Origin of the sequence: Citrobacter sp. T1.2D-1 (assembly GCF_950098555.1) — a bacterium.
Lineage (GTDB): Bacteria > Pseudomonadota > Gammaproteobacteria > Enterobacterales > Enterobacteriaceae > Citrobacter_A > Citrobacter_A telavivensis.
Genome location: NZ_CATNHH010000012.1, coordinates 195,263 through 211,392, shown reverse-complemented (window position 1 = coordinate 211,392; position 16,130 = coordinate 195,263). Strand labels below are relative to the sequence as shown.

Genomic DNA, 16,130 nt, shown 5'->3' with positions numbered 1-16,130 from the left:
TTTTATTCTATTCAATCAGTTTCAGCAGTGGCGACAGGCACAACAGGATCCCGTAGAGCAAAATCAGCCAGGTTTTCAGACCGCGCAGCTTTTCCAGTGGAGCGACGTTATAAATCAGGAAGAACGGGATGAGGCAGGAGACGATGCCGTACAGCGGGCTGCCCAACTGGAAGAACACCAGCACTGAGACGCGAAACGAAACCCAGACAACCAGCGTAGTGACGATAAACGCGCAGATCCCCAGCGTAATCACGCGTGAAGGAATTTTCCCGACGTTAACGACGCGACCCAGCACATTCAAAATAATGCCCTTCATTGCCTCGTGGAATCCCAGGTAGATCCCAAAGAACGCGGTCAGGACGGCAAAGATATTCAGCACCGTCGAGGTGATGTGAATAATCGGGCCAGGTATGACCTGCGCGGCTAACGCCAGTGCGGAAATGTTTTGCTCAAAGGCGGAGACCGCCTCCTCGTGAGTGATAGAGAAGGTGAACGAGAAGGAGAAAAACAGGATCACCGCAATGAGCGTGATGTAGCTGATACGGTGAGTGCGAATCGCCATGCGGGTTGCCAGTACTCTGTCCGCTTCACGCTTGCGATAGGCAATATTCATCGGGTTGAGAACCTGAATGAAGACCGCCGAAAAGAAGCAGAAGGGGATCGTGAGCAACACGTCGCGAAAGAACACCGTCGCCTGCGGGAAAGCGGTGATATTGCTCAGGTTCCAGTGGGGGATCATCGCCAGCCCAAACACCACGATGATACCGACTTTCACCACCACCATCGGGCCGGAGATTTTGAAAAGCAACTTCTCACCGCCGGAGGCGATCGCCACCAGAGCCGCAAAAATCGCCACTTTATAGACCAACGACTGTGAAAGGTCGGCGTCAGTCAGGCCAAAGGTGCGGATATACGATGCGCTGTCGAACACCACGGAAAGCGAGTAGATAAATATGCCGTGGATGATCATCAGGAAGTAAATCACGCCAAGGAAGACACCCCAGTTTTTCCCCAGGTAATGGCTGATGACATCGGTATAGTCATGACAGGTTTCGCTCTCGGAGAGCGTTTTCAGATAGATATCCTGTACGATCCAGGTGGCAGGATAGGCAATCAGAGAGGCGGTAATAAAAACCCAGATGCCTTTCAGCCCAATCTGCACCGGCATTAATACCGTTCCTGCGCCAATCGCCATGCCAATGCACAGCAGCACCCAGCCAAAATCGTAGCGGGTAAACGGTAAAGTCTGCGATGCCGGTTTGCCGGATGCGCGGTGATCGCAAAGTGGTGATGTGTCGTGCTGCATGGAGTCCCCTGCCAAAAATAGCCGTCACGGCTTGATGACCGCGAGGGGACGCAATTCTACAGAAGAGTGCGGGTCTCTGCCAGTTGACTGATTGCGAGGCGTCACGCAAAGCGAAAGCGTGTCGGATGTCGGGCAAGGCGGGTTATCGTAGAATCTGCTCCAAGCCGGGTGACCCGGTGAGGCGCAACGTTGCGGGGGCTTGATCCCTGGCGGCAATGACGCTAGATGTAGAAAACCCCCGCACATTGCTCGGTAAACCAGGCAACACAACGGGGGCATCCCTATCTCTAGACAAGTTAAGGATAGCCGCGAACGGTTGCCATTGCAACACAGGCGGCGATATGACGCTAACTCAGTTAGGCATTGCCTTCTGGCATGATTTAGCGGCTCCAGCCATTGCCGGCATTATTGCGGGAATGGTTGTGAACTGGCTACGTAGCAGGAAGTAATGCGCTAATGGGCGTCTGCCTGCCGCAGTGGCAATATGCGCCCGAACCAGGCCGCAAGGGCGATCCTTGCGGCCTTCTTCGTTACTGCGGATACGGCACCCAATCGCCACCGTTCAGACGGACGTACGGTTTGTCCTGATACTGGATAACGACCGCGTTGGCGTTTTCCGAGACCGCCGCCGTCTGCGGCAGGTTGCTGGTGAGTTTCGTCCAGTCCACGCTGTCTTCGGTGAAGATCTTACCGTCAAGCACGCGCACCACCAGGTCAGAAATCGCCAGGTAGCTGCTTGGCTGGTTAATGACAATCGGCGCACCCTGATGCGGCGCTTTCATGCCGAAGAATTTCACTCCTGCCGGGACGTTCGTAATCGACGGGCTTGGGATATCACGCAGACCAGAGACCTGCATCCTGTCGCCTTTTAAGGCTCCGCCGTGTTCCGGGACGACCACAACCATCACCTTACGCCCTGATTTCTCCAGCTCAGTGAAGAACGCGTCCAGTTCATCAAAGAATTTCTGTGCGCGGGCTTTGTAATCCGCCGTTTTGCTTACGCCCGGATAGTGGTTACCGTCGTGGAGCGGCAGGGTGTTGTAGAAGGTGGCGCTGCGAGAATCCTTATCTTTCTCCGTGGTCTCCATCCAGCGTTGCAGCACGGCGGTGTCGTCATAAACCGGAGAACCATCAAAGCCCAACAGCGGCGCGGGTAAGCCCTTCTGATCCATCAGCTCAGCCTGCATCCCGCCGTTTTCACGGACCTCTTTCAGGAAGCCGCCGAACTCGCCGTTATGCCCCATCATCAGATGCTGCGTGAAACCCAGTTTTGACAAGTTATCAAACAGATAACATTCGTTGCCTGCTGGCTGATACAGATTGGTGTGCGAGGGCTGTCCACAACTGGCGCGTAACAGACGAATCGCTGCCGGGCCGCTATACGAGGTGGCAGAATTGAAGTGCTTAAACTGAATATCAAAATGCGACCACAGCGGGTGCGACATCAACCCTGCGGCTTCAATATCGGACCAGGAGAGCGAGCAGATGTTGATGACCAGCAGTTCAAACGGCTGCGCATCCGCAGGAAGCGCTGACGGGAAAGGCGTTTTGCGCTTGGCTTCCGCATTGTAGAACGTGTTCAACCATGCGTTGAGATTCGCCGAGGTCGGCGGCGCGGTCTGCGCCGGGATATCACCGACGACCGGCGTTCCTCCGGCGGTCGCGACCGTTTCTGCCGCCGTACCGCCCGTGGTGGTCACCGTGGTCGTCGGTTGACCTGCCGGCCACAGAGAGAAACTGGGGCCTGCCAGCGTCAGGACGTTCAGCCAGACCAGAATCGCCACCACAAAAACGGTAACCCGAATCCATTGTGACAAAAACAGCCACGCGACCAGCAGGACAAACACGGCGCCTATCATCTGCCAGTTGATAAAGCGGGTGGCAAGATCCAGTAAATAGTCCGCGCTAAAACCGGCCACCTGCGAGCCCTGGCTCATAATACTTTCCGGACCAGGCAGCCAGGTGTCGTGCCAGAACAGACCAAAGCCGATCGGAATGGCTATCCAGTGACGAATGCGATGCAGGCTGTAACGCGGAATAGGTATCAGCAGGAAGGCCATAAAGACCAGGTTCAGCAGCGGGTGAAAATTAAGATAGCCCGCCCAGAGCAGGCCGAATTTCACCAGGAAATAGAAGTTCCAGCCAGAAAGGCCGCGCCAGTATTGCCAGAGTGGTGAAGGCAGTGATGCGTTTTGCGTTTGTTGAGTCATTTTTTCGTTGCCCTGGAAATCACCGTGCGGCGCAATGTTCCGGCCGGTTTAACATAACGAGGTTTCGCAAATAACAGCCGGGTCGTATTACTGATCCGCCGAAGTGAATGGCGTGCCAGATACCCCAGCGGGAAGAAAATCAGCGCACAAACAACAATGATCTGCAGGATATCGCTGATGGTCATCATGATGAGCGCTCCGTTTCATCGTCCAGTAAGCGTAGCGGGTGTGGAATGCGGCGCCACGTCTTGCCGTCATGCTCGGCATTGAGGACCGGCTTCACGTTCTGGGTCAGCGGCAGCGGTTGTCCCCACTGCTCTGGCGCCAGTAAACGCATCTGCACCAGTTCAGCGCTGATGAGATTATCTTCAAACCAGACCATGCGGTTAGAAAAGAGATCGCCGGTCGGGAGCGGAAAGATATGATTGAGCGCGGTATCGAGATCGTTCACGCGACAAAACGACAAGAACAGCACCAGGCGGTTGCCGCCAATGGTGACAATATCGCCGGTACGGTGCGGGCGGCACATCGTTAAGGCTTGCTCAACGCGGATACCCGGAACGGGCCGCAACGCTACCATCACCCCTTTCCCGTCGGCAGGCAGCAGGGTGTTGCTCATCATGTTGTTCACCGCTTCACAGAACACATCCCACTTCTGAAAACCGCGCAGTTTCATCGGCTGGGTCATCGACAGTAGCGTCGTGATGTCTTCCGGCACGTAGCGGCTAAATTGCTGGCCCTGAACGCTTTCAATCAGCGTCAGACAACGTGAGAGCGGGGCATTCCACGGAATCACCATATTGGCACCGCAGCCTAACAGCAGGCGTTCATCGGTGGCGCGAAGGCTGGCGATGTTTTCCCGCACGAGGATTTTCAGCGCGCTTCCCCGCTGGCGACGCAGGGTATGAATGCTACGCGCCATGGGTTCAATCTGGCTGTTTTGCTGAAGCGAGAAGATCAGCGTTGCCGCCTGGGCCGTACGCGCCTCATTGAATAAAGCTTCATTATTATCGAATAATTTCCAGTGTTCGGAGAGCGGCGGTGCCCCCTCCAGCACGGCGACATTACTCAGGATCTGTTTTTCATCGCTACGGGGTTGGATTTCAGCCTCTTCTTTCTGTGCCAGTTCCCACTGACCGTCATGATGGCGGATGGTGAGTTGCTGACGAGCGCTGACGCCTTTTTCGTTGCACCAGAAGGCAATATCAAACAAATGTTGATCGCCCTGATAACGCATGCTGGCGAGACCGTAAAGCGATCGGTATTCCCCCATTAAAAGAGAGAATTGTTTATCGTTATTATTCCCGGGGTTAAGCACCACTACAGAACAGTGATGGAGACGCGTCCATTTATTCATTTTGTCCAGCCACAGACGCAAACGTTCAACTGGAATATTTTGCCAGCCGTTATTTGCGCAAATAAGAATGAATAAGTAATGCGTCGGATCCAGAGAGCAGAGTAAATCTCGGGTCATAAAGTATAGACCCTTCTCAGAAGTTGGCATAGAAAATAACTGAATTTTTTCCGGGCCGTGAGATTCATCTAATTTGAATATTTTTCCAGGATCGCTGCCCATAGAAATGGCCGCGACTTTTGCAGTCCCGGTCTGAAAAGCAATCGTTTGATTCGCCAGACTGATAGCATCTTCAACGCGATCAGTGTTAATCCACCAGACTCCACCGGCTGGCATATGGCGTAGTTCATCCCATAATGATGAGATGCCAATTGAAAATACAGGGTCCACAGCGTTCCTCGGGTCGCTATTTTATCTGTTTATCAGTTTACTAGCGAAAGCCCAGAAATAAACCTAACATTGAAATTAAAACGTATCAGATTTAGCATGTGAATCAATTTGGCGAGCAAGAAGCCTTGTAACATCGGCCTTTCCGATTCCATGACGCGTATTTTCACGAAAAAACAACTCAGAAAATGAGCAACTTTTAGCCTTATCGAATTTCGGTGGGGACAAAGCGGAATGCAAACAGAAAAAATGTTTGAAGCATGGCGAGTCTATTCAAAGGGATAAAACAAAATGTCTGACAACGAACCCGGCACGCAAACTGATTCAACATTGGGCTATACCTTTCAAAACGATTTCCTGGCATTAAGCCAGGCTTTTTCATTGCCAGAATTTGATTACACCGATATTTCCCAGCGTGAACAGCTTGCCGCCGCGATTAAACGTTGGCCGCTGTTGGCTGAATTTGCGCAACAACAATAAGGGAGCCGTGAATGGCCATTCTGGGACTCCAGGGCATACGAGGCGGGGTAGGCACGACGTCGATCGCTGCTGCGCTGGCCTGGTCATTGCAATTATTAGGGGAAAACGTACTGGTTATTGATACCAGCCCCGATAATTTGTTGCGCCTGTCATTCAACGTTGATTTCAGTCATCGCGACGGCTGGGCCAGAGCGATGCTCGATGGTCGTGACTGGCAGGACGGTGGGATGCGCTACACCTCGCAACTTGATTTGCTGCCGTTTGGTCAACTGACGGCTCAGGAACGTGAATATCCCGACCGCTGGCTGGAACAGCTGGGCGGTATCGCGGCCGGTATTCGTGCTCTGAAAGAGAGTGGACGATACTCGTGGATTTTACTGGATCTGCCTCCGGGGTGCGCGCCGTTGACCCGGCAACTGGTCAATGAGTGCGACCACACGCTGACGATTGTCAACGCTGACACCAACTGCCATGTTCGTTTGCATCAGCAGTCGCTGCCGGCGGGCGCGCATATTCTGATCAATGACTTACGCGTTGGCAGTCAGTTGCAGGACGATCTCTACCAGGTCTGGCTACAGAGTCAGCGTCGTCTACTGCCAATGGTGATTCACCGCGATGAAGCCGTGGCGGAGTGCATGGCGACAAAACAGCCGCTGGGTGAATACCGCAGCGACTCGCTGGCTGCAGAAGAAGTGTTGACGCTGGCAAACTGGTGTTTATTACATTACTCAGGCCATAAAACCCCTGTCGGGAGCGCATCATGAGTGTCCTGTCCCGGTGGTTGCTTATCCCGCCGGTCAGCGCCCGTTTAAGCGAGCGCTATCAGGGTTATCGTCGTCATGGCGCGTCGCCTTTTAGCGCGGCGCTGGGCTGTCTGTGGGTGATTCTCGCGTGGGTCTTTATCCCGCTGGAGCATCCACGCTGGCAGCGGATCCGTGCCGAACGTAAGGCGCTCTATCCCCATATTAACGCCGCGCGCCCGCGCCCTTTAGATCCTGCTCGTTACGCCATTCAGACCTTCTGGCTGATGGCGGCCTCGCCACGTCAGGAGACGACACCACCCCGCTGGCAGACCTTTTCCCGCCTGCAAGGCTTCGTCGGGCGTTACCACCAGTGGATGGACGCGCTACCGGGACGCGTGACGCAGAACACCACGCATCTGGATAAGCAAAAAGAGCTCGGCCATCTGAGCCCTGGCGCGCGTCGCTTTATCATCGGGATTATCGTCATCTTCTCGCTGATTCTGGCGCTGATTTGTGTGACTCAACCGTTTAACCCGCTGGCGCAATTTATCTTCCTGATGCTGTTGTGGGGCGTTGCGCTGATCGTGCGCCGCATGCCGGGGCGCTTCTCCGCGCTGATGCTGATTGTGCTGTCGCTGACGGTATCGTGCCGTTATATCTGGTGGCGCTATACCTCCACGCTGAACTGGGATGACCCGGTGAGCCTGGTTTGCGGGCTGATCCTGTTGTTTGCCGAAACCTATGCGTGGATTGTGCTGGTATTAGGCTACTTCCAGGTTGTCTGGCCGCTGAACCGCCAGCCGGTGCCGCTGCCAAAAGACATGTCGCTGTGGCCGACGGTCGATATCTTTGTGCCGACCTACAACGAAGACCTTCACGTGGTGAAAAACACCATTTACGCGTCGCTGGGTATCGACTGGCCGAAAGATAAGCTCAATATCTGGATCCTCGACGATGGCGGACGTGAAGAGTTCCGCCAGTTCGCCCAGACCGTAGGGGTAAAATATATTGCCCGTACCACCCATGAACACGCCAAAGCCGGGAACATTAACAACGCGTTGAAATATGCCAAAGGCGAGTTTGTTTCGATCTTTGACTGCGACCACGTGCCGACGCGTTCATTCCTGCAAATGACGATGGGCTGGTTCCTGAAAGACAAGAATCTGGCGATGATGCAGACGCCGCACCACTTCTTCTCGCCGGATCCGTTTGAACGTAACCTCGGACGTTTTCGCAAAACGCCAAACGAAGGCACGCTGTTTTACGGTCTGGTGCAGGACGGTAATGACATGTGGGATGCTACCTTCTTCTGCGGCTCCTGTGCGGTAATTCGCCGTAAACCGCTGGATGAAATTGGCGGCATTGCCGTTGAAACCGTGACTGAGGATGCGCATACGTCGCTGCGTCTGCACCGTCGCGGTTATACCTCCGCGTACATGCGTATTCCGCAGGCGGCGGGGCTGGCAACCGAAAGTTTATCTGCCCACATCGGTCAGCGTATTCGCTGGGCGCGCGGGATGGTACAAATTTTCCGTCTCGATAACCCGTTGACCGGCAAGGGGCTGAAGTTCGCCCAGCGATTATGTTACGTCAACGCCATGTTCCACTTCCTGTCGGGCGTTCCACGACTGATCTTCCTGACCGCCCCGCTGGCGTTCCTGCTGCTGCATGCCTATATCATCTATGCGCCAGCGCTGATGATTGCGCTGTTCGTACTGCCGCACATGGTCCATGCCAGCCTGACCAACTCGAAAATTCAGGGTAAGTACCGTCACTCTTTCTGGAGTGAGATTTACGAAACGGTGTTGGCCTGGTATATCGCGCCGCCGACGCTGGTGGCGCTGATCAACCCGCACAAAGGGAAGTTTAACGTCACCGCGAAGGGTGGACTGGTAGAAGAAGAGTATGTCGACTGGGTGATTTCCCGTCCGTACATCTACCTCGTGCTGATTAACCTGTTCGGCGTGGCGGTGGGCGTCTGGCGTTACTTCTACGGGCCGGAAAATGAAATGCTGACCGTTATCGTCAGCCTGGTGTGGGTGTTCTACAACCTGATTATCCTCGGCGGCGCGGTTGCGGTGTCGGTAGAAAGTAAACAGGTTCGCCGTTCACACCGTGTTGAAATTTCCATGCCGGCGGCGATTGCCCGTGAAGACGGACACCTGTTCTCGTGCACCGTGCATGATTTCTCCGACGGCGGTCTGGGGATCAAGATCAACGGTCAGGCCCAGGTGCTGGAAGGGCAGAAGGTGAATTTACTGCTCAAACGCGGTCAGCAGGAGTATGTCTTCCCGACGCAGGTCGCGCGCGTTTGGGGTGAACAGGTGGGGCTACAGCTGATGCCGCTGACCACCAAACAGCATATCGATTTTGTGCAGTGTACGTTTGCCCGTGCCGATACATGGGCGCTCTGGCAGGACAGCTATCCGGAAGATAAGCCGCTGGAAAGCCTGTTGGATATTCTGAAGCTGGGTTTCCGTGGCTATCGCCATCTTGCGGAGTTCTCCCCGTCTTCTGTCAAAATAATTTTCCGGTCTCTGACTTCTCTGGTTTCCTGGGTTGTGTCGTTCATTCCACGCCGTCCTGAGCAGGACGAGGTGGCGGTGCAACAGCCGGATCAGGTTATGGCTCAACAATGATGATAACGCGATGAAAAGAAAACTTTCCTGGATTTGTGCAGTGGCAATGGGGATGAGCGCAATCCCTTCTTTCATGACGAATGCGACGCCTGCAACGCAACCACTGATAAATGCTGAGCCAACCGTGGTCCCGGCTGCGGCCGAACCTGCACAGGCAGATGCAAATCAGCCGGTGGGGCAGGTGATGCCGGGTGTACCGGGAGCCGATGCGCCGATTGTGGCGCAGAATGGCCCTTCCCGGGACGTGAAACTAACGTTTGCGCAGATAGCGCCGCCGCCGGGCAGCATGGTGCTGCGTGGCGTGAACCCAAACGGCAGTATTGAGTTTGGCATGCGTAGCGATGAGGTCGTCTCCAGAGCCGTACTGAACCTGGAGTACACGCCGTCACCCTCACTGCTACCGGTACAGTCGCAGCTCAAGGTCTACCTGAATGATGAGCTGATGGGCGTGCTGCCGGTCACCCAGGAACAGTTGGGTAAAAAGACGCTGGCCCAAATGCCGATCAACCCGCTGTTTATCACCGATTTTAACCGCGTGCGGTTGGAGTTTGTCGGTCACTACCAGCAGGTTTGTGAAAACCCAGCCAGCAGTACGCTGTGGCTGGACGTCGGTCGCAGCAGCATGCTGGACCTCACTTACCAGACGCTGGAAGTGCAAAACGATCTCTCGCACTTCCCGGTACCGTTCTTCGATCCGCGTGACAGCCGTGCGGTGACGCTGCCGATGGTCTTTGCCGGAGCACCAGATAGTACCCTGCAACAGGCGGCGTCGATCGTGTCTTCCTGGTTTGGCTCCCGGGCGGGCTGGCGGGGTCAGCACTTCCCGGTGTTGTACAACGCGCTGCCGGATCGTAATGCTATCGTCTTTGCCACCAACGACAAACGACCTGATTTCCTGCGTGAACATCCGCCGGTGAAAGCGCCGGTTATCGAAATGATCGGCCATCCGGATAACCCGTATGTGAAACTGCTGGTGGTATTTGGTCGTGACGATAACGATCTGCTGCAGGCGGCGAAAGGCATTGCCCAGGGCAATATCCTCTTCCGTGGTAGCAGCGTGGAGGTGAACGATGTGAAGCCGCTGTTGGCGCGTAAACCGTACGATGCGCCAAACTGGGTCCGTACCGATCGCCCGGTGACCTTCGGCGAACTGAAAACCTATGAAGAGCAACTGCAGTCCACCGGGATGGAACCTGCCGCCATCAACGTCTCTCTGAACCTGCCACCGGATCTCTATCTGCTGCGCAGTACCGGTATTGATATGAACCTCAATTACCGTTACACCACGCCGCCGACCAAAGACAGCTCGCGCATGGACATCAGCCTGAACAACCAGTTCCTGCAAGCCTTTAGTCTGACCAGCAATGAGAAGAGCAACCGTCTGCTGCTGCGTCTGCCGGTGCTGCAAGGGCTGCTGGACGGGAAAACGGATGTCGCCATCCCGGCGCTGAAGCTGGGCGCGATGAACCAGTTGCGGTTTGACTTCGAGTACATGAACCCGATGCCGGGCGGCTCGATTGAAAACTGTATTACCTTCCAGCCGGTGCCGAACCACGTGGTGATTGGCGACGACTCCACCATCGACTTCTCGAAGTACTACCACTTCATTGCGATGCCGGATCTGCGTGCGTTTGCGAACGCAGGCTTCCCGTTCAGCCGTATGGCGGACTTGTCCGAAACCATCACCGTGATGCCGAAAAACCCGAACGAAGCGCAGATGGAAACCCTGCTCGACGCGACCGGGACCATCGGCGCGCAAACCGGCTTCCCGGCGATTAACCTGACCATCACCGATGACAGCAGCAAGATTCAGGGCAAAGAGGCAGACATCCTGATTATCGGGTCGATCCCGGACAAACTGAAAGACGACAAGCGTATTGACCTGTTAGTTCAGGCGGCGGAGAGCTGGGTGAAAACCCCGATGCGCCAGACGACGTTCCCGAGCATCATGCCGGATGAAGCCGATCGCAAAGCGGATGCGCAGGCGACGGTGACGTCAAGTGGACCGATGGCTGCGGTCGTCGGCTTCCAGTCACCGTTCAGCGATCAGCGTAGCGTAGTGGCGCTGCTGGCAGACAGTCCGCGCGGCTATGAATTGCTGAACCAGGCCATCAATGACAGCGGTAAACGGGCGGCAATGTTTGGTTCTGTCTCTGTGATCCGCGAATCTGGCGTGAGCAGTTTACGCGTCGGCGATATCTACTACGTGGGTCACCTGCCGTGGTTTGAACGTCTGTGGTACGCGCTGGCCAACCATCCGGTGCTGTTAGCGGTACTGGCGGCCATCAGCGTGGTGTTACTGGCCTGGGTGCTGTGGCGTCTGCTGCGCATCATCAGTCGCCGCCGTCTCGATCCGGATCATGAGTGATAAATAATGAACGCGTTGCGTAGTGGGATAGTCATGGTGTTAATGCTGGCCGCGCTGAGTGTACAGGCGGCCTGTACCTGGCCTGCATGGGAGCAATTTAAAAAGGATTACATCAGTCAGGAAGGGCGGGTGATTGATCCCAGTGACGCACGCAAAATTACCACCTCGGAAGGGCAAAGTTATGCAATGTTCTTTGCCCTCGCCGCCAACGATCGCCGGGCCTTTGATGCGTTACTTGACTGGACGCAGAACAACCTCGCGCAAGGGTCGTTACAGGAGCATCTGCCCGCCTGGCTGTGGGGACAAAAAGAACCTTCCACCTGGGCGGTGCTGGATAGCAACTCCGCTTCTGATGGCGATATCTGGATCGCGTGGTCGCTGCTGGAGGCGGGACGCTTGTGGAAAGAGCCGCGCTACACCGATATCGGCAAAGCCCTGCTGAAGCGGATTGCCAGCGAAGAAGTGGTAACGGTGCCGGGGCTGGGCTCCATGCTCTTACCCGGCAAGATTGGTTTTGCCGAAGCCAACACCTGGCGCTTCAACCCGAGCTATCTGCCGCCGCAGCTGGCGCAGTATTTCGCCCGCTTCGGCGCGCCGTGGTCCACCCTGCGCGAAACCAACCAGCGACTGCTGTTAGAAACCGCGCCGAAAGGCTTCTCGCCGGATTGGGTCCGTTACGAGAAAAACAAAGGCTGGCAACTGAAGCCAGAGAAAACGCTGGTCAGCAGTTACGACGCGATTCGCGTCTACCTGTGGGCGGGCATGATGCATGACGGCGACCCGCAGAAAGCGCGGCTGCTGGCAAAATTCAAACCGATGGCAACCCTGACAACTAAAAACGGTCTCCCGCCGGAGAAAGTGGACGTCGCCAGCGGCAAAGCGCAGGGCAATGGCCCGGTGGGCTTTTCTGCGGCCTTACTGCCTTTCCTGCAAAACCGCGACGCACAAGCGGTGCAGCGACAGCGCGTGACGGACCATTTCCCTGGCAGCGATGCCTACTATAGCTACGTGCTAACCCTCTTCGGACAAGGGTGGGATCAGCATCGTTATCGCTTCACCGTTAAAGGTGAGCTACTACCTGACTGGGGCCAGGAATGCGCAAGTTCAAATTAAGTTTACTCGGGGTCTCACTCGGCATTGCCCTGATGCCTTTTGCCGACGCGGCGCCGTCGGCGCAACAGCAGTTGCTGGAGCAGGTGCGGTTAGGCGAAGCCACGCACCGTGAAGATCTGGTGCGTCAGTCGCTCTATCGCCTCGAACTGATTGACCCGAATAATCCGGACGTGGTCGCTGCCCGTTTTCGCTACATGCTGCGTCAGGGCGATAACGACGGCGCGCAGAAGCAGCTTGAAAGACTTTCTCAGTTAGCGCCGAGTTCTAACGCCTATCAATCTTCCCGCACGACCATGCTGTTAGCGACGCCAGAAGGGCGCCAGTCTTTGCAGCAGGCGCGTCTACAGGCGACGACCGGGCATGCTGAGGAAGCGGTTGCCGCCTACGATAAGCTGTTCAAAGGCAGCCCGCCGGAAGGCGACCTGGAAGTGGAATACTGGAGTGCGGTGGCAAAAATTCCTGCCCGCCGCAATCAGGCGATCAATCAGTTGAAGGCAATTAACGCCCGCAGTCCAGGCAATAACACGCTGCAAAATACGCTGGCGCAGTTGCTGTTTGATAACGATCGTCCAGCGGAAGGCTTTGTGATTCTGGAGCAGATGGCGAAATCCAACTCCGGGCGGAATGCCGCAGCCAATATCTGGTACACCCAGATCAAGGATATGCCGGTCAGCGACGCCAGCGTGAAGGCGCTGCAAAAATACCTCATGGTATTCAGTGAAGGGGACAGCGTGGCCGCTGCGCGCAGTAAGCTTAGCGAACAGCAAAAACAGCTCTCCGATCCTACATTCCGCGCGCGTGCGCAGGGCCTGGCGGCAGTTGAAGCCGGACAGGGCGGACGGGCGGTCTCTGAACTGCAGCAGGCGGTGAAAGCGAACCAAAGCGACAGCGAGGTCGTGGGCGCGCTGGGGCAGGCCTATTCTCAGCGTGGCGATCGCGCCAGCGCCGTTGCGCAGTTTAAGAAAGCACTGGCGATGGATCCGCAAAGCGGGAGCCGCAGCAAGTGGGAAAGCCTGTTGAAAGTGAACAGCTACTGGCTGGCGATTCAGCAGGGCGACGCCGCGTTGAAAGCCAACAATGTTGACCAGGCTGAACGCCTCTATCAGCAGGCCAGAAACATCGACAATACCGACAGCTATGCGGTTCTGGGACTGGGCGATGCGGCAATGGCGCGGAAAGATTATCCGGCTGCCGAACGCTACTATCAGCAGACGCTGCGCATGGACAGCGGCAACACCAATGCCGTACGCGGTCTGGCAAACCTTTATCGCGCGCAGTCGCCGGAGAAAGCCTCCGCGTTTATCGCCACGCTCTCTGCCAGTCAGCGTCGCAGCATTGATGACATTGAACGCGGTCTGGAAAACGATCGCCTGGCGCAGCAGGCTGAAACGCTGGAAAACCAGGGCAACTGGGCGCAGGCGGCGGAACTGCAACGCCGTCGACTGGCGCTGGATCCGGGCAGCGTCTGGATAACCTATCGTCTGTCACGCGACCTGTGGCAGGCCGGGCAGCGCAGCCAGGCTGACGCACAGATGAGTGCGCTGGCGCGCCAGAAACCCAACGACCCGGAACAGGTTTACGCGTACGGACTGTACCTGTCCGGCAATAATCAGGATCGGGCGGCGCTGGCGCATATCAACAGCCTGCCGCGCAGTCAGTGGAACAGCAACATTCAGGAACTGGCAGAACGGTTGCAGAGCAACCAGGTGCTGGAAACGGCTAACCGCCTGCGCGACAGCGGCCGGGAAGCCGAGGCCGAAGCGCTGTTACGTCAACAGCCTGCTTCGACCCGTCTCGACTTAACGCTGGCCGACTGGGCGCAGCAGCGCGGGGAATACAATGCGGCGCGAGGCGCTTACGACGCCGTGCTGGCGCGCGAACCGGACAACGTCGATGCGATGTTGGGTCTGACAGAAGTGTACATCGCCCAGGGCGACAAGCCCGCCGCGCGAGCGCAACTGGCAAAACTGCCCGCAACGCAGACCCCGTCGATCAACATGCAGCGGCGGATTGCGCTGGCGCAGATGCAGCTTGGCGACACCGCTGCCGCAACGCAGACCTTCAACACTCTGATTCCGCAGGCCAAAGCGCAGCCGCCGTCAATGGAAAGCGCAATGGTGCTGCGTGACGCCGCGAATTTCCAGGCGCAGAGCGGCGAGCCGCAGCAGGCGCTTGATACCTATAAAGACGCGATGGTGGCGTCCGGCATCACGCCAACGCGTCCGCAGGATAACGACACCTTTACTCGTCTGACCCGTAACGATGAGAAAGATGACTGGCTGAAGCGCGGCGTGCGCAGCGACGCGGCGGATTTATATCGCCAGCAGGATCTGAACGTCACGCTGGAGCATGACTACTGGGGATCGAGCGGCACCGGCGGCTATTCCGATCTGAAAGCGCATACCACCATGCTGCATGTGGATGCGCCATATTCGGACGGTCGCATGTTCTTCCGTACCGATCTGGTCAACATGAATGCAGGCAGCTTCTCAACCGATGCGAATGGCCGCTACGACAATAACTGGGGCACCTGTACGCTGGAAGACTGTAGCGGCAGCCGCAGCCAGTCGGATACGGGGGCGAGCGTCGCCGTCGGCTGGAAGAATGACACCTGGAGCTGGGATATCGGCACCACGCCGATGGGCTTCAATGTCGTCGATGTTGTCGGCGGCGTCAGTTACAGCAATGACATTGGGCCGTTGGGTTATACCCTGAACGCGCATCGTCGCCCCATTTCCAGTTCTCTGCTGGCCTTTGGCGGACAAAAGGATGCGCAGAGCCACAACGGCGACAGCAACGACATTAATACGGGCAAAAAATGGGGCGGCGTTCGCGCTGACGGCGGCGGGATTAGTCTCAGCTACGACAAAGGTGAAGCCAACGGCGTCTGGGCCTCTCTTGGTGCCGATCAGTTGACCGGGAAGAACGTTGAGGATAACTGGCGCGTCCGGGGGATGACCGGTTACTACTACAAAATCATCAACGAGAACAACCGTCGCGTGACCGTGGGCCTGAACAATATGATCTGGCACTACGACAAAGATCTGAGCGGTTATTCACTGGGCCACGGCGGTTACTACAGTCCGCAGGAATACCTGTCCTTCGCCGTGCCGGTGATGTGGCGTCAGCGGACGGAAAACTGGTCCTGGGAATTGGGCGGTTCGGTGTCCTGGTCGCATTCGCGCACCAAAACGATGCCACGTTATCCGTTGCTGAATTTGATTCCATCGGATTACCGTCAGGAAGCCAGCGAACAAACCAACGGTGGCGGTAGCAGCCAGGGCTTTGGTTATACCGCGCGGGCGCTGATCGAGCGTCGGGTGACCTCTAACTGGTTTATCGGGACTGCCGTGGATATTCAACAGGCTAAAGACTACGCGCCAAGCCATTTTCTGCTGTACGTTCGCTATTCCGCCGCAGGATGGCAGGGCGATATGGATTTACCGCCGCAGCCGCTGGTGCCTTACGCGGACTGGTAAGGGTTATGATCGCAGGCCGGATAAGCGCTGTGCTATCCGGCAGTCAATAAT

At 56.4% G+C, this 16,130-nt stretch carries 11 protein-coding genes; 7 read left to right on the top strand and 4 right to left on the bottom strand.

Translation table 11 applies throughout. From position 1 onward, the window contains the following. Positions 1-7: 7 nt before the first annotated feature. Positions 8-1,306 carry an amino acid permease gene (locus QQZ17_RS12400; RefSeq protein WP_152400489.1) on the bottom strand — a complete coding sequence of 433 codons (1,299 nt, stop codon included), beginning with the start codon at positions 1,304-1,306 and terminating at the stop codon, positions 8-10. Between the two features lie 341 nt (positions 1,307-1,647). Between QQZ17_RS12400 and QQZ17_RS12395 the strand changes: the two genes are divergently transcribed. Next, positions 1,648-1,755, top strand: a complete 108-nt coding sequence (locus QQZ17_RS12395; protein WP_152400487.1) for a type I toxin-antitoxin system toxin Ldr family protein — start codon at positions 1,648-1,650, stop codon at positions 1,753-1,755. 81 nt (positions 1,756-1,836) lie between these two features. Here QQZ17_RS12395 and bcsG read toward each other — a convergent pair whose 3' ends face one another. Genes bcsG through bcsE form a run of 3 tightly spaced genes read right to left on the bottom strand, consistent with a single transcriptional unit; the run spans position 1,837 to position 5,260 of the window. Next, on the bottom strand, positions 1,837-3,516 hold the full coding sequence (bcsG, locus tag QQZ17_RS12390; protein WP_152400484.1) for a cellulose biosynthesis protein BcsG: 1,680 nt from the start codon (positions 3,514-3,516) through the stop codon (positions 1,837-1,839). Continuing rightward, positions 3,513-3,704, bottom strand: coding sequence for a cellulose biosynthesis protein BcsF (gene bcsF / locus QQZ17_RS12385; protein ID WP_042323160.1), 192 nt, complete (start codon positions 3,702-3,704; stop codon positions 3,513-3,515). Before bcsF ends, bcsG begins: the two co-directional genes overlap by 4 nt. Then, positions 3,701-5,260 carry a cellulose biosynthesis c-di-GMP-binding protein BcsE gene (gene bcsE, locus QQZ17_RS12380; RefSeq protein WP_152400482.1) on the bottom strand — a complete coding sequence of 520 codons (1,560 nt, stop codon included), beginning with the start codon at positions 5,258-5,260 and terminating at the stop codon, positions 3,701-3,703. Before bcsE ends, bcsF begins: the two co-directional genes overlap by 4 nt. 288 nt (positions 5,261-5,548) lie before the next feature. Here bcsE and bcsR point away from each other — a divergent pair, with 288 nt between their 5' ends. From bcsR to bcsC, 6 genes are read left to right on the top strand one after another with little or no spacing between them, the layout of a single operon-like run. Then, a complete protein-coding gene (gene bcsR / locus QQZ17_RS12375) occupies positions 5,549-5,737 on the top strand; it encodes a cellulose biosynthesis protein BcsR (protein ID WP_042323607.1) in 189 nt (62 codons plus the stop codon). Positions 5,738-5,748: 11 nt separating this feature from the next. Next, positions 5,749-6,501, top strand: a complete 753-nt coding sequence (bcsQ, locus tag QQZ17_RS12370) for a cellulose biosynthesis protein BcsQ (RefSeq protein ID WP_152400481.1) — start codon at positions 5,749-5,751, stop codon at positions 6,499-6,501. Continuing rightward, entirely contained in the window at positions 6,498-9,119 is a 2,622-nt protein-coding gene (gene bcsA, locus QQZ17_RS12365) for a UDP-forming cellulose synthase catalytic subunit (protein ID WP_152400479.1), read from the top strand. Before bcsQ ends, bcsA begins: the two co-directional genes overlap by 4 nt. 10 nt (positions 9,120-9,129) lie before the next feature. Then, positions 9,130-11,487, top strand: coding sequence for a cellulose biosynthesis cyclic di-GMP-binding regulatory protein BcsB (gene bcsB / locus QQZ17_RS12360; protein ID WP_152400477.1), 2,358 nt, complete (start codon positions 9,130-9,132; stop codon positions 11,485-11,487). A gap of 6 nt (positions 11,488-11,493) precedes the next feature. Beyond that, on the top strand, positions 11,494-12,600 hold the full coding sequence (gene bcsZ / locus QQZ17_RS12355) for a cellulose synthase complex periplasmic endoglucanase BcsZ (RefSeq protein ID WP_152754504.1): 1,107 nt from the start codon (positions 11,494-11,496) through the stop codon (positions 12,598-12,600). After that, on the top strand, positions 12,582-16,079 hold the full coding sequence (gene bcsC, locus QQZ17_RS12350) for a cellulose synthase complex outer membrane protein BcsC (RefSeq protein WP_152400474.1): 3,498 nt from the start codon (positions 12,582-12,584) through the stop codon (positions 16,077-16,079). The genes bcsZ and bcsC overlap by 19 nt, the downstream gene beginning before the upstream one ends. Positions 16,080-16,130: the final 51 nt, after the last annotated feature.

Coding starts and splice junctions, on each gene's coding strand:
- bcsC (WP_152400474.1), top strand. CDS start 12,582: ATGCGCAAGTTCAAATTAAGTTTACTCGGGGTCTCACTCGGCATTGCC.
- QQZ17_RS12400 (WP_152400489.1), bottom strand. CDS start 1,306: ATGCAGCACGACACATCACCACTTTGCGATCACCGCGCATCCGGCAAA.
- bcsR (WP_042323607.1), top strand. CDS start 5,549: ATGTCTGACAACGAACCCGGCACGCAAACTGATTCAACATTGGGCTAT.
- bcsA (WP_152400479.1), top strand. CDS start 6,498: ATGAGTGTCCTGTCCCGGTGGTTGCTTATCCCGCCGGTCAGCGCCCGT.
- bcsG (WP_152400484.1), bottom strand. CDS start 3,516: ATGACTCAACAAACGCAAAACGCATCACTGCCTTCACCACTCTGGCAA.
- bcsB (WP_152400477.1), top strand. CDS start 9,130: ATGAAAAGAAAACTTTCCTGGATTTGTGCAGTGGCAATGGGGATGAGC.
- QQZ17_RS12395 (WP_152400487.1), top strand. CDS start 1,648: ATGACGCTAACTCAGTTAGGCATTGCCTTCTGGCATGATTTAGCGGCT.
- bcsF (WP_042323160.1), bottom strand. CDS start 3,704: ATGATGACCATCAGCGATATCCTGCAGATCATTGTTGTTTGTGCGCTG.
- bcsZ (WP_152754504.1), top strand. CDS start 11,494: ATGAACGCGTTGCGTAGTGGGATAGTCATGGTGTTAATGCTGGCCGCG.
- bcsQ (WP_152400481.1), top strand. CDS start 5,749: ATGGCCATTCTGGGACTCCAGGGCATACGAGGCGGGGTAGGCACGACG.